The organism is Chania multitudinisentens RB-25 (genome assembly GCF_000520015.2).
Taxonomy (GTDB): domain Bacteria; phylum Pseudomonadota; class Gammaproteobacteria; order Enterobacterales; family Enterobacteriaceae; genus Chania; species Chania multitudinisentens.
Genome location: NZ_CP007044.2, coordinates 2,186,013 through 2,198,953, shown reverse-complemented (window position 1 = coordinate 2,198,953; position 12,941 = coordinate 2,186,013). Strand labels below are relative to the sequence as shown.

Annotated in this window: 12 protein-coding genes; 2 read left to right on the top strand and 10 right to left on the bottom strand. The window is 53.6% G+C overall.

Annotated features, from left to right (window positions below; translation table 11 throughout):
* Nucleotides 1–37: 37 nt before the first annotated feature.
* The 8 genes from Z042_RS09680 to rppH all read right to left on the bottom strand — a co-directional run bounded on the left by Z042_RS09680 (nucleotide 38) and on the right by rppH (nucleotide 6,808).
* Nucleotides 38–397, bottom strand: a complete 360-nt coding sequence (locus Z042_RS09680; RefSeq protein ID WP_024910117.1) for a prepilin-type N-terminal cleavage/methylation domain-containing protein — start codon at nucleotides 395–397, stop codon at nucleotides 38–40.
* A complete protein-coding gene (locus Z042_RS09675; protein ID WP_417903524.1) occupies nucleotides 387–833 on the bottom strand; it encodes a YgdB family protein in 447 nt (148 codons plus the stop codon). Before Z042_RS09675 ends, Z042_RS09680 begins: the two co-directional genes overlap by 11 nt.
* 2 nt (nucleotides 834–835) lie before the next feature.
* Complete coding sequence (locus tag Z042_RS09670; RefSeq protein ID WP_024910115.1) at nucleotides 836–1,408, bottom strand: prepilin peptidase-dependent protein; 573 nt, start codon at nucleotides 1,406–1,408, stop codon at nucleotides 836–838.
* Nucleotides 1,396–1,902 carry a prepilin peptidase-dependent protein gene (locus Z042_RS09665; RefSeq protein WP_024910114.1) on the bottom strand — a complete coding sequence of 169 codons (507 nt, stop codon included), beginning with the start codon at nucleotides 1,900–1,902 and terminating at the stop codon, nucleotides 1,396–1,398. The genes Z042_RS09670 and Z042_RS09665 overlap by 13 nt, the downstream gene beginning before the upstream one ends.
* Nucleotides 1,903–2,107: 205 nt before the next feature.
* A complete protein-coding gene (gene thyA, locus Z042_RS09660) occupies nucleotides 2,108–2,902 on the bottom strand; it encodes a thymidylate synthase (RefSeq protein WP_024910113.1) in 795 nt (264 codons plus the stop codon).
* A gap of 6 nt (nucleotides 2,903–2,908) precedes the next feature.
* Complete coding sequence (gene lgt / locus Z042_RS09655) at nucleotides 2,909–3,781, bottom strand: prolipoprotein diacylglyceryl transferase (protein WP_024910112.1); 873 nt, start codon at nucleotides 3,779–3,781, stop codon at nucleotides 2,909–2,911.
* A gap of 240 nt (nucleotides 3,782–4,021) precedes the next feature.
* On the bottom strand, nucleotides 4,022–6,268 hold the full coding sequence (gene ptsP, locus Z042_RS09650; protein WP_024910111.1) for a phosphoenolpyruvate--protein phosphotransferase: 2,247 nt from the start codon (nucleotides 6,266–6,268) through the stop codon (nucleotides 4,022–4,024).
* 12 nt (nucleotides 6,269–6,280) lie between these two features.
* The gene (gene rppH, locus Z042_RS09645; protein WP_024910110.1) at nucleotides 6,281–6,808 is read right to left on the bottom strand and encodes an RNA pyrophosphohydrolase; all 528 of its coding nucleotides are present in this window, start codon (nucleotides 6,806–6,808) and stop codon (nucleotides 6,281–6,283) included.
* Between the two features lie 696 nt (nucleotides 6,809–7,504).
* On the opposite strand from rppH, the gene mutH reads away from it, so the two are divergent.
* Both mutH and Z042_RS09635 read left to right on the top strand, forming a co-directional pair.
* The gene (mutH, locus tag Z042_RS09640; RefSeq protein WP_024910109.1) at nucleotides 7,505–8,191 is read left to right on the top strand and encodes a DNA mismatch repair endonuclease MutH; all 687 of its coding nucleotides are present in this window, start codon (nucleotides 7,505–7,507) and stop codon (nucleotides 8,189–8,191) included.
* A 176-nt stretch (nucleotides 8,192–8,367) separates the two neighbouring features.
* Complete coding sequence (locus tag Z042_RS09635) at nucleotides 8,368–9,408, top strand: NADP(H)-dependent aldo-keto reductase (protein ID WP_024910108.1); 1,041 nt, start codon at nucleotides 8,368–8,370, stop codon at nucleotides 9,406–9,408.
* 37 nt (nucleotides 9,409–9,445) lie between these two features.
* Here Z042_RS09635 and lplT read toward each other — a convergent pair whose 3' ends face one another.
* Nucleotides 9,446–10,633, bottom strand: a complete 1,188-nt coding sequence (lplT, locus tag Z042_RS09630; RefSeq protein ID WP_024910107.1) for a lysophospholipid transporter LplT — start codon at nucleotides 10,631–10,633, stop codon at nucleotides 9,446–9,448.
* Nucleotides 10,633–12,786: a bifunctional acyl-ACP--phospholipid O-acyltransferase/long-chain-fatty-acid--ACP ligase gene (gene aas, locus Z042_RS09625; protein WP_024910106.1), complete on the bottom strand. Its 2,154-nt coding sequence runs from the start codon at nucleotides 12,784–12,786 to the stop codon at nucleotides 10,633–10,635. Before aas ends, lplT begins: the two co-directional genes overlap by 1 nt.
* Between the last annotated feature and the right edge of the window lie 155 nt (nucleotides 12,787–12,941).

Below are 12,941 nucleotides of genomic sequence, written 5' to 3'. Positions count from 1 at the left end.
CTCCTTTAAACCGAATAAATACCAAGCTGCCCCTTGGCTACTGATTGGCACAATACCATCGGCTGAGTTCAACCTGCTGCCGGAGCGGTGTTTGTATTTTTACCGTGCGCCGCAGGCAATCGGCCTCCACTGACCGCGTTTCAATTTCGCGCTGCCAGTGGGGAGGCAACGGTAACGGGTTATCCTGCGTCACCGCATTGGCGTTAAACATTTCCAACTGATGATGCGCCAGCGACCAGGCTTGCCGATATTGCCATTGCCGCTGAAAGGATTGCAGCAAAACCTGATGATATTGTAACAGCCCCAGCAGTGAGACAGCGAACAACAATGCTGCAATCAATACTTCGGGCAGGCTGAATCCCTGCTGGGCTGATACATTGATGCGTTTAATCGGCACAATCGCTCTCTTTTTTCTCTGGGCAAAAATCCAGCCAGCCACCTTCTTCTGTTTGCAGCCTGATATCGCCCACTGCACTGGTTTCGGCAGCCAGTTGGTAGAGCCACAGCGGTTCACTTTCGGGGATTATCCCCGCCCCGCGCACCAGCACTATGCCCGGGCGGGAAGAACGCCGGGCACAGGCTTGCAGAGTATCGGCTAGCAATTGCTGGCATTGCCATCTTGCGGTTGTTAGCTGTTCGCGTGGCCAAGACTGCACCAGCCCCCAGTTCAAGGCGGAAACTGCCTGATTATAGGCGCGTAGATAGCGCTGTTGATCGACCGCTAACAGCAGGGCGCTATCCAATTGCCGCTGCTGAGCATTAAGCAACATCAATCCCATTACTAACAACAGCATCACCGCCGCCAGCGTGCTGCCCCCCTGCTGTACCCGCATGTTCAGAAAGCCTCCATACTGACAATCCATTCCAGGCGCTGTTGGATACTCTCCCGCGTATTTGAATGCCCCCCAAGGCTGAACAACACCAACGGTTTTCCGCCGTTGCCCGCAATTTCGCTGATAGAGAAAGTGGTAATGCGTATCTCTTCGGGATCGTGCAGGCGCTCCCAGCCATTGCCCCGGCACTGGGTGACACCGCGCTGCCCTTCCAGCGCCCCGGCGCGCAGGCGATAACCGAAATACTCCGCATCAGCCGCGTTATCCCACTGGCCATTACGGTTAAGATCATAAGCAACAATCACGCAGCTGTTCGACGCTTCACCTTCGGCATTGCCGATCGTTAAAGCCCGCCCTTGGCACTGCCCGGCACAAAACCCGGCACGACGCAGGTCTTTTTCAATACCAAAAGCCAACTGACGCAGCACCAGTTCTAACCGGTAATGGCGACCAACATCAGCAGTTTGCTGACGTAATACAGGTAACGTCTTGGCCGCAGCCAAAGCAATCAGGCTGCCAAATGTCATTGCCAGCATCACTTCTGGCAAGGTAAAACCTTGTTCTAAGGCTGGCATAGGGCAATACCTCGAACAGCTATCTCTTCGCTGCACAGCCGCAGGCGCCCTCTGGCAGACAGCACCAAACGTATGCGCCCCGCACCATTGCTCAGCAGGATATGCCCAGCTTGAGCATTGTTACGCAAGCCATAAAACCCCATCTCTTTTTGAGTGAAATCCTGCAACTGCACATCAAGATAACCCGGGGTAAACACCCATCCCGCCGCTGAAGCACAGGCAATAACCGGCGTTCCACTGCCCACGCACCAAGGCTCCCCCGGCTTGAACCACAGCAGAGCATTACGATTACGCCAATTAGCATCGGCCTGTAGGCGCGTGAGGAAAGCCAGCAGTTGTTGGGCGGTCTGTTCCAGCCGCAGTGCCTGTTGATAATGATGCCATTGGCTGATGCCCCAAGAAGTCAGCATGCCAGCCAGCAACATCACGACCAACAGTTCAATCAGCGATAACCCTTGCTGGTTGCAACCATAATAGTATGAGTCTCTGTTCATGAGGCGAGTGTAATGCGGTGGATTGTCGGCTGCTTAAGCGTTTATTCAGGTTGGAAAATGCTGCGCAAAGTTTTTATGTATTTATCAAGAAAACAGCAAAAAATGCGTGTAGCTTCGCATTGCGGATAAATCAGGAATGATGAACAGCATAAGGGCTCAGTCATCAATACACTGAGCCCTTATGCTGCAAATGATAAAACACTATTCAGATGGCAACAGGTGCCTTGATCGCAGGATGCGGGTCGTAACCTTCAATCTCGAAGTCTTCGAAACGATAGTCAAACAAGGATTCCGGCTTGCGTTTGATCACCAGCTTCGGCAGTGGGCGTGGTTCACGCGCCAATTGCCGTTGGGTCTGTTCCATATGATTGCTGTACAGGTGAGTATCCCCACCGGTCCAAACGAAGTCGCCAACGTCCAGATCGCACTGCTGCGCCATCATATGAACCAGTAATGCATAGCTGGCAATGTTGAACGGTAGGCCAAGGAACACATCGCATGAACGCTGATACAGTTGGCAAGAAAGTTTGCCCTCCGCTACATAGAACTGGAAGAAAGCATGACAGGGCGCCAACGCCATCTGATCCAGTTCCCCCACGTTCCACGCTGAGACAATGATACGGCGTGAGTTCGGATCCTGTTTCAACTGTTGCAGCACCGCGCTGAGCTGATCGATCTGGCGGCCATCCGCCGCGCCCCAGGCACGCCATTGTTTACCGTAGACCGGGCCAAGATCGCCCTTTTCATCAGCCCATTCGTCCCAGATAGTGACGTTGTTTTCACGCAGATACGCCACGTTGGTTTCACCATTCAGGAACCACAGCAATTCATGAATTATCGAACGTAAGTGACACTTTTTGGTTGTCACCAGCGGGAACCCTTCATGCAGGTTGAAACGCATCTGGTGGCCGAAAATCGACAGCGTGCCAGTACCGGTACGATCCGCTTTAGGTGTACCCTCGGCGAGCACTTTTTTCATCAAATCCAGATACTGTTTCATTTTTCCTCACGACAATTGTTGCAGCGGACGACGACGATACGCCCAGACCATCATAATAATACCAGCCACCACCATCGGAACGGACAGAATTTGCCCCATGCTGATCACGCCATCAAACAGGCCAAGCTGAACATCCGGCTGGCGGAATGCTTCAACGATAATACGGAACACCCCATAGCCAATCAGGAACAGGCCTGAAACGGCCCCCATCGGGCGTGGTTTACGGATAAACAGGTTCAGAATGATAAACAGCACCACGCCTTCCAGCACCATCTCATACAGCTGCGATGGGTGACGCGGCAGCACACCGTACTGGTTCAGTATTGGTAATAACTGCGGATTGACGGCGGCGATGGCGATATCTTCGCTGCGGGAACCGGGGAACAGCATGGCCCAAGGTGTTTCGGTAGTCACACGCCCCCAAAGTTCACCATTGATAAAGTTACCCAAACGGCCAGCGCCCAGGCCAAACGGGATCAGAGGCGCAATAAAGTCAGATACCTGGAAAAAGGTACGTTTGGTGCGGTGGGCGAACCACAACATCACCAGAATGACCCCGATCAGGCCACCGTGGAATGACATTCCGCCATCCCAGACTTTGAACAGATAAAGGGGGTTATCCAGAAACAGCGGCAGGTTATAGAACAGCACATAGCCCACTCGGCCACCGACAAACACGCCCAGGAACCCCGCGTACAGCATGTTTTCCGCTTCGTTCTTGGTCCAACCGCTACCGGGTTTGTTGGCACGGCGTGCCGCCAGCCACATGGCAAAAATAAAACCAACCAGGTACATCAAACCGTACCAGTGCAAAGATATCGGACCGATAGAGAAAATGACCGGATCAAATTTGGGAAACACCAGATAGCTATTACTCATCTATCACCACAACATGTCTGTTATTCTTCCCCATTTGGGGGCGGCAGGTGCCAAACGCGGTATCAAGTCTTTCCCGAACTGATGGATTTCCAGTTGCAGCCAGGTGCACACACTGACCACGCTGCAACCTGAGGTGTGACGGGTACCGCGCTGAGGTTACGCATCATAACATAGCCTTAGCCATGCCTGGTCTTGCAAGCAGGGAAAAGTTCTGTAAAAAATCGCTTTGCAGGAAACCACTCAGCGGCCACCACGAATCAAGCCGCCCATGCCACGCCGTTCCATAAATGCCGCCACCTGATGGCGTACTTCAGTGGTCATCTGAGCATTCAGCACCCGCCGAACCAACCCTTGCGCATCGGATAATTCAATGCTGCGCAACAGATATTTAATACGTGCCACGCTGCGCCCGTTCATACTCAGATGGCGATACCCCATGCCTACCAGCAACAGAGCTCCCATCGGATCGCCTGCCAATTCACCGCATAAACTGACCTGCAATCCGGCGGCTGAACCCTGATCGATAATCTGCTTCAGCACCTGCAACATGGCAGGATGCAGGCTGTCGTAGAGCGATGCCACCCGGGTATTATTGCGATCCACCGCCAACAGATACTGGGTCAGATCGTTGGTTCCTACCGAGATAAAATCGACACGCCCTGCCAGATAGGGGAGCAGGAAAATCATGGATGGCACTTCCAGCATCACGCCGATTCTGGGCTTGGGAATGCTATACCCCAAGACTTCTTCAACTTCACGCCCAGCGCGATCAATCAGGCGCTTTGCTTCATCAACTTCTTCCAGGCTGGCGATCATCGGTAACAAGATACCCAGATTGCCCGTCCCGGCATTGGCACGCAACATAGCACGCACCTGAACGAGAAAAATTTCCGGCTGATCCAAGGTAACACGAATGCCTCGCCAGCCAAGGCAGGGATTCTCTTCGCTGATTGGCATGTACGGCAACTGTTTGTCTGAGCCGATATCCAGCGTTCGCAGTGTAACCGGTTTGTGCGGGTAGAGCTGCAACATGCCCTGATACTGCGCCACCTGCTCTTCTTCCGATGGGAAACCGCTTTGCAGCATAAACGGGATTTCGGTGCGGTATAAACCAACGCCGTCCACGCGCCCACCGAGTAGTTGTTCATGTTCTGGGCTAAGGCCAGCGTTCAGCATCACCTGAATCCGTTCACCGCTTTTCAGCTGTGCGGGCTGTTCAACGTCATCTTCGGCCAGCTTGCTGAGTTCCTGTTCCTCACTGATCAGGCGCTGATATTCCTGTACCAGCACCGGTTCAGGGTCCACCAGCAGTTCGCCACGATAGCCATCAACAATCAGCATCCGCTGGGCCAACAACGCTGGCTGGATATCCGCACCCATCACCGTTGGCACCCCCATTGCCCGCACCAGAATCGCAGCATGGGAATTGGCGGCACCATCACGTACAACCACGCCCGCCAGACGATCCGGCGGCACTTCAGCCAGCAGGGTAGCCGTCAATTCATCGGTTACCAGCACAAAGCGGGCAGGCCACTGAGTGGTACCCTGGGTCGTATCGTCGAGGTGGAACAACAGGCGTTGGCCGAGCGCGCGCAGATCGCTGGCGCGCTCACGCATATAGGTATCCTGCAAAGCCGCAAACTGGGCGGCAAAGGCTTCAATCACCTGTTTGACTGCCCATTCAGCCACGGAACCGGCGTCAATTTCCGCAAACAATTCACGCTTAAGACGAGCATCGTTCAGCAGGTGAGAATAGAGATCAAAAATCGCCGCGCTTTCTTTTTGCGAACTGGCAGCAAAGCGTTTGCTGAAACGGCGGAATTCCGCGCCCGCCTCTTCCAAAGCCAGCATCAGGCGCTCACGCTCGCTGGCGGTATCCAGCGTGGAGGCCTTGTAGACCTGTTCAAGCGAAGGCTGGTTGCTATCTTGCCACCCTTCCGCAACCGCCACGCCCGGGGAAGCAGCCAGTGCGCGGATACGCGTCTGGCGATACTGGCCGAAAATGGCGTTCAGTTGTGATTGAGAAAGAATCCCTGCCAGTTGCGTAGCCAAGGTGACTAGAAACGACTCTTCGCTTTCGTCGAACTGGCGCAGTTCTCGCTGCTGTACCACCAGTACACCCAGCAACTGCCGACGGTGGATAATCGGCACCCCCAGAAAGGAACGAAAACGATCCTCTTTCACCTGCGGAACATATTTGAAGCTGGGGTGGCTCTGGGCATCTGCCAGGTTGATGGGTTCCGCCCTGCGCCCGACCAACCCGACCACCCCTTCATCAAACGCCAGCGCGATGGTGCGCCCACGCGGTTTTTTCAGACCACGCGTCGCCATCAGGTAGTAGCAACGGCGATCGTTGTCTGCCAGATAAATGGAGCAAACTTCAGTATCCATCGCCAAACAGGTTTCATTGACCAACAGATCCAGCGCATCCGTCAGCGTGGCTGCCATGGCCACTTTTTCAACAATTTCTCGCAAGCGCGTGAGCATAGTCTGCTTGACTTAACCTCTCTTTCGGCGATAAGCGGAAACCTGCCGCAGCGCTGCCTGTTCCTGCATTGGCATCACAGTCACGGCAAATTCTTTCATAACTCGGCGATAAACGTCACGTTTGAACGACACCACCTGGCGTACCGGATACCAAAAACTGACCCAACGCCAGCCGTCAAATTCCGGCGTACTGCTACGTTGCATATTGATATCCGCGTCACTGCACATTAACTGTAACAGAAACCATTTCTGCTTTTGGCCGATACAAACCGGCTTTGTATCCCAACGCACCAAACGTTTTGGCAACTTATAGCGCAACCAGTTGCGGGTTGAGGCCAGGATACGCACATCCTTTTTACTCAACCCCACTTCTTCGAACAGCTCACGGTACATCGCTTGCTCAGGCGTTTCGCCAGGGTTTATCCCACCTTGGGGAAACTGCCAGGAGTGCTGACCGTAACGACGGGCCCATAAGACCTGTCCCTGACGATTACAGATTACGATACCAACATTCGGGCGGTAGCCATCATCATCGATCACCGGACTACCTCGATAAGCATAAATTCGTATAGATAACCTGATTGTTTCACACAAGCTACAGGCGGTAAACCACTGCTTTTCAGCGCTGTGGCTCGAATAACATTGGGATAATTCACAGATAATGGCAAAGTTATAAACATGCAGGGCATCCCACCGGCGGTTTTATTCACTTTTTCTGTGGATAGGTGTGTGAAAAACTCCAGGGATAAGCCGGTAAAACTCTGTTTAACACCATCTCCCCCGTTAACCGTTATTTAATTTTTTATTTAAAAAACAAATCACTAAAAACATAAAATCACTTATATACAGGAGAAAAATGCGCTCTTAGCACGATAAGGTTCTTCTCCTGGCGAAAGATCCATCAGCGCTGATTTTATCCACAGATTATCCTCTAAAGTGACGTATAAAACGAACAACTTCGCAAAAAAGTGGCTACGTCAAGGCTGTAAATCAAACCAGTGATCGGCAAAAATTTGGGTTATCCCATAAATCTGTGGATAAATAGGTGTAAGATCCTGTTCATTGTCGGTGGCTTCACGTGCACAAGCGTAAATGAGGATTTTCCCCAGCCGTTTTTCTTTGAAAAAAACCATGAAAAATCATGCTATTATTATTCTTTTCCTCAACGTTACTCCGCTGTTTTCAGTTGTGAGCAAACACAGTGTGTTTTTTAACCTAAATTCACAGGTTTGATTTATGACGTTTTTATCCTCACTCCCTCTACCGCCGGAAAATGAACAGCAGTTGTTTGAACGAGCCCAGGCACTGGCCGGTTTCAATCTGGGTGAACTGGCTTCCCGCGCGCAAATTGCCATTCCTCACGATCTGAAACGTGATAAAGGCTGGGTAGGCATGCTGTTGGAGTTGTATTTAGGAGCGATGGCTGGCAGCAAACCAGAGCAAGATTTCCCCGCACTGGGCATTGAGTTAAAAACTATCCCGATCGATGCCGCCGGTAAACCACTGGAAACCACCTTTGTCTGCGTGGCTCCGCTCACCGGCAACAGCGGTGTAACCTGGGCAAACAGCCATGTACGCCACAAACTGGCCCGCGTCCTGTGGATACCGGTGGAAGGCGAGCGGCAGATCCCACTGGCACAGCGCCGCATCGGTTCCCCCCTGTTGTGGCAACCGAATCAGCAAGAAGAGGATATGCTGCGCCGCGACTGGGAAGAACTGATGGATCTCATCGTGCTCGGCCACGTAGAACGTATTACTGCCCGCCATGGTGAGGTGCTGCAACTGCGCCCCAAAGCGGCCAATAGCAAAGCATTAACCGAGGCCATCGGCGAACAGGGCCAACCTATTCTCACTCTGCCACGCGGTTTCTACCTGAAAAAAAGCTTCACTGGCGCGTTATTAGCAAGGCATTTCTCAATATAGGGCACCCCTATACTGATTTTTAGCGGGCCACATTTAATTTCCCCTGTCATCTCAAGCACAAAGGTGATAATCCACTTTCCCCATCTGCACAGCTTGGTTATAGTCAGGAAAGGCGTCTTTATTGCCGTTTTCTGTTTCACCATCCGCAAGCGCTTAATATTTAAGGAAGGCCGTTAATGCAATACCATCGTATTCCCCACAGTTCTTTGGAAGTGAGCGTGCTGGGATTGGGTACTATGACCTTTGGCGAGCAAAACAGCGAAGCCGATGCCCATGCACAACTGGATTACGCATTAGCCGCTGGCGTCAACCTGATCGACACCGCAGAGATGTACCCCGTCCCTCCCCGCCCAGAAACGCAGGGGCTGACCGAGCAATACATCGGTAATTGGATCAAGGCGCGTGGCAATCGCGAAAAAATCGTTTTAGCGAGCAAAATCGCCGGACCGCTGCGCGGCAGTGATAATAGTATCCGCCCGCAACAGGCACTGGATCGCAAAAACATTCGTGCCGCGCTGGATGCCAGCCTGAAACGGTTGAACACCGATTATCTCGATCTTTATCAGGTGCATTGGCCACAACGCACGACCAATTGCTTCGGTAAACTTAACTATCGCTATACCGATGAAAAGGCCTCCATTCCGCTGCTGGAAACGCTGGAAGCACTGACCGAGCAAGTGCGTGCAGGTAAAATCCGCTATATCGGCATTTCGAACGAAACGCCGTGGGGTGTGATGCGTTATCTGCAACTGGCGGAAAAACATGAACTGCCACGTATTGTTTCGATCCAGAACCCCTATAGCCTGCTAAACCGCAGCTTTGAGATCGGCCTGGCAGAAATCAGCCAGCACGAAGGGGTTGAACTGTTAGCCTACTCCAGCCTGGCATTCGGTACACTGACGGGCAAATACCTGAACGGCGCCAAACCGGCTGGAGCACGTAATACCCTGTTCAGCCGCTTCACCCGTTACACTTCGGCGCAAAGCCAGTTGGCGGTTGCCGAATATGTCGCGCTGGCGAAGAAACATGGCCTTGATCCTGCCCAAATGGCCTTGGCGTTTGTACGCCAGCAGCCTTTCGTTGCCAGCACCCTGCTGGGGGCGACCACACTGGAACAGTTGAAAAGTAATATCGACAGTTTTGATGTGATTCTAGAAGAGGAAGTGTTGCAGGCGTTAGAAGAGATCCACACTCGCTTTACCATTCCGGCCCCTTAATAAATGATTTAGGGGCGCATCTGCGCCCCCGCTTTATTTATTTCGCCCGGAACTGTGATACCCAGAGCACGGTAATCGCCAGGGCAAACACCACGCCAAAACCAATCCCGACGCCCACCACCGGCACGCCCAGTTTAACCACCAGCGAATACAGACCAAGCATCAGCAACATGGCCGTGTTTTCACCCAGGTTCTGTACCGCAATGGCATTGCCCGCCCCGACTGAACGCTTACCGCGCTCCTGCAACAGCGCATTCAACGGCACCACAAAGAACCCGCCCAGCACACCAATCAACAGTAACAAGATATAGGCGTTCAGCATGGTGGTTTGCACAGCGAAAAACGCCACTGCCACCCCGATCAAAATCCCGGCAGGCATACAGCGCTTGACCGTTTCCAACGTGACGAAGCGCGCCGCTGCACCAGCGCCCCCCACTATCCCGATGGCAACCATGGCATTGAGCATGGTTGGAGTGGCGTTATCACTAATGCCCAGCGCCACCGGCACCCACAATACCAGCAGGAAACGCAGCGTCACCCCTGCGCCCCAGAACAGGCTGGTGCCAATCAGGGAAAAGCGCGTTTGACCATCACGCCACAGCACCACGCAGGCATTAAAAAAACTGCGCCCCATAGCACGCGGGTGCCAGGAAGCCACCTTATGCGCCGCCGGCAGGCGCGGAATATACAGGTTGGCAACCACCGCTGCACCGTAGACCAATGCACACACCGCCAGCGCTGCTACAATATGCCAGTCCGCCAACAAACCACCGGCGACCGAACCGACCAGGATCGCAGCAATAGTAGAAGCTTCCATCAAGCCATTGGCCTTCACCAATTTTTCACCGCTGGTGATTTCCCCCAGGATGCCGTACTTCGCTGGTGAATACGCCGCTGCCCCCACCCCCACCAGGCTGTAGCCCAGGAATGGATTCAGACCGAAGCAGATCACCAGCGCACCGGCCAGTTTCAGGCCATTGGCCACCATCATCACCCGCCCTTTGGCAAAGCTGTCAGCAATCTGACCAACGAACGGTGCCAAAATGATATAGGTAGCGACAAACGCCATTTGCAGTATCGGTTGGCTCCAGTCGGGATACATCTGCTGTTTAATCAACGCCAGCGTGGCAAACAACAAGGCGTTATCGCCAAACGCAGATAGGAATTGAGCACAGATAACGGCTATCATGCCGCGCGACAGCAATGGTGAATCGGTAGCATTCATCAGGCATTCTCCGGCTGTTCGGCCATTTTACGCAGGGTAACAAAATCCGGCTTGCCACTGCCAAGCAACGGCAACGCCTTCACCAGACGGATATCACGCGGCACCGCCAGCTCTGGGCTGCCCTGTTCACGCGCCACCCGCAGCAAGGCGTCGCGGGTGATGCTGCTGTCATTGGTGAACAACACCAGCGCTTCACCTTTACTGCTGTCGCTTTTCACCGTCGCGGCATGCTGCCCTTCAGGAGCCAGGCGCCATGCCAACTGCTCCACACTTTCCAGCGAGATCATCTCCCCCGCCAGCTTGGCAAAACGTTTCACACGGCCACGGATGGTACAATAACCCTGCTCATCCAGCGTGACGATATCCCCAGTATCATACCAACCGGGCTGCAATACGCCGTTTTCGTCCTCAGCGGCCGGTGGTTCCAGTTCGCCAGGGCGCTCAACGCGCAGATAGCCTTTCATGATGTTTGGGCCTTTCAATTGCAAACGGCCACCTTGCTCGATGCCCGGCACCGTCATCAAACGTGCCTCCATTTTCGGCATAATGCGGCCCACGGTGCCCACTTTTGCCGCCATCGGTACGTTGATCGACACCACCGGCGCGCACTCGGTCACACCATAGCCTTCCAGAATGCGGATACCGTATTTGTCCTGATAGATCTGTTTGGTGCTGTCCGCCAGCTTCTCGGCCCCCGCCACCACGTAGCGCAAACGGGCGAAATCATACGGATGAGCGAAACGCGCATAGTTGTTGAGGAAGGTGGCTGTGCCAAACAACACGGTACAGTTGCGGTCATACACCAATTCCGGCACCACACGATAATGCAGCGGGCTGGGATAGAGGAAAATCCGGCTGCCGGTCATCAGCGGAGTAATCAACCCTACCGTCAGGCCGAAAGAGTGAAACAGCGGCAGTGAGGACATAAAACGATCGCGCGGGGTGAAATCTGCAATAGTGCGGATCTGTTCCACGTTCGCCAGCAGGCTGGCATGAGAGTGCACCACGCCTTTAGGATTGCCTTCCGAACCGGAGGTAAACAGGATCAGCGCCGCATCATCCGGCTGCTGTGGCAACATCGCCCGCCGCGGTTGGAACAGATGGCGTAAGATCCACAGTTTATCCTCCAGAGTTACAGTATCCTTCAAATCTTCCAGATACACCCAGTTAGCTTCCGGCACCTGCTCAGGCAGATGGGTCAGTTTGCCTTTCTCCAGAAACTGGCGCGAGGTAACAATGGTTTTGATGGTAGCCGCCGTCAGCGCGCTTTTCAGCCCGTTAGCCCCGGCGGTATAGTTCAGCATCGCCGGTATTCGGCCCCGTAGCGAAGCACCAAAAATGGCCGCCGCGGTAATGGTGGCGTTCGGCAACAGCATACCAACGTGTTCACCCTGCTCAGTAAAGCGTTGCAGAATACGGCTGACCCCCAGCGCCTTTTTGATAAGCTGCTGGTAGCTGTCTTCTTTGAAGGCGACATCTTCAATACAGGGCTTGTTGCGGCCATAGCGATGCTGCGCTGCCAGCAACGCACTGAACAAGGTTTGTGGTTCGCGGGTGTCCATCCGTGCCTGCATCATGATCTGATGCAGTTTGTCACCGGCCAGTATCCGGCGTTCACGGGCACGCGGGGCATCCGGCATTGGAAGTTGAGTCGGCGGCAAAATATGAATGCTGATTTGCGGGAACCAACGGATTTTGAATACTCCGCCCATACGGCCAAACAGGCTGTGTTCTGGGCCGTCGATGCGCACTGGCACCACCGTCGCACCAGACTTGGCGGCAATAAACGCCGCGCCGTCATAAATTTTCATCAAGGAGCCTGTCACGGTAATGCGCCCTTCCGGAAACACCACGATCGGCCTGCCCTGTTCAACCATGCGCACCAGGTGCTTAATCGCCATCGGTTTGGTGGGATCTAATGGCACAAAATCAATATACGGCTTTAGCCAACGCATGAACCAACGTTCGGTGATGCTGGAATAGACGGCAAACACCGGTTTGATCGGCAGGAATAGCGCCAATAACGCACCATCCATAAAAGAAACGTGGTTTGGGGTAATCAGTACTTTCTGCTGTTCCAAATAGCGCGCCTCACCTTCAACGCGTACCCGGAATAACCAGCGAAACACCGTGCGTAGCATAGAAAAGATCATCCCACTCTCCCTGGGGTTGACGGGTATCTACCCAAAATAATTCAAGTACAGGCCCCGAAGGAGCAAGGCCCAGACCTGGGTTGCTCACGAAGCCAACGCGCATGCAACTTTCAGTATGACGGATATAGCTTATTGTCGGAAAAGGATACTATATT

Bases quoted from the DNA above. Each gene is read 5' to 3' on its own strand.
- Z042_RS09635 (WP_024910108.1), top strand. From the start codon at position 8,368: ATGCAATACCATCGTATTCCCCACAGTTCTTTGGAAGTGAGCGTGCTG.
- Z042_RS09675 (WP_417903524.1), bottom strand. From the start codon at position 833: ATGCGGGTACAGCAGGGGGGCAGCACGCTGGCGGCGGTGATGCTGTTG.
- aas (WP_024910106.1), bottom strand. From the start codon at position 12,786: ATGATCTTTTCTATGCTACGCACGGTGTTTCGCTGGTTATTCCGGGTA.
- mutH (WP_024910109.1), top strand. From the start codon at position 7,505: ATGACGTTTTTATCCTCACTCCCTCTACCGCCGGAAAATGAACAGCAG.
- Z042_RS09665 (WP_024910114.1), bottom strand. From the start codon at position 1,902: ATGAACAGAGACTCATACTATTATGGTTGCAACCAGCAAGGGTTATCG.
- ptsP (WP_024910111.1), bottom strand. From the start codon at position 6,268: ATGCTCACGCGCTTGCGAGAAATTGTTGAAAAAGTGGCCATGGCAGCC.
- thyA (WP_024910113.1), bottom strand. From the start codon at position 2,902: ATGAAACAGTATCTGGATTTGATGAAAAAAGTGCTCGCCGAGGGTACA.
- Z042_RS09670 (WP_024910115.1), bottom strand. From the start codon at position 1,408: ATGCCAGCCTTAGAACAAGGTTTTACCTTGCCAGAAGTGATGCTGGCA.
- lgt (WP_024910112.1), bottom strand. From the start codon at position 3,781: ATGAGTAATAGCTATCTGGTGTTTCCCAAATTTGATCCGGTCATTTTC.
- lplT (WP_024910107.1), bottom strand. From the start codon at position 10,633: ATGAATGCTACCGATTCACCATTGCTGTCGCGCGGCATGATAGCCGTT.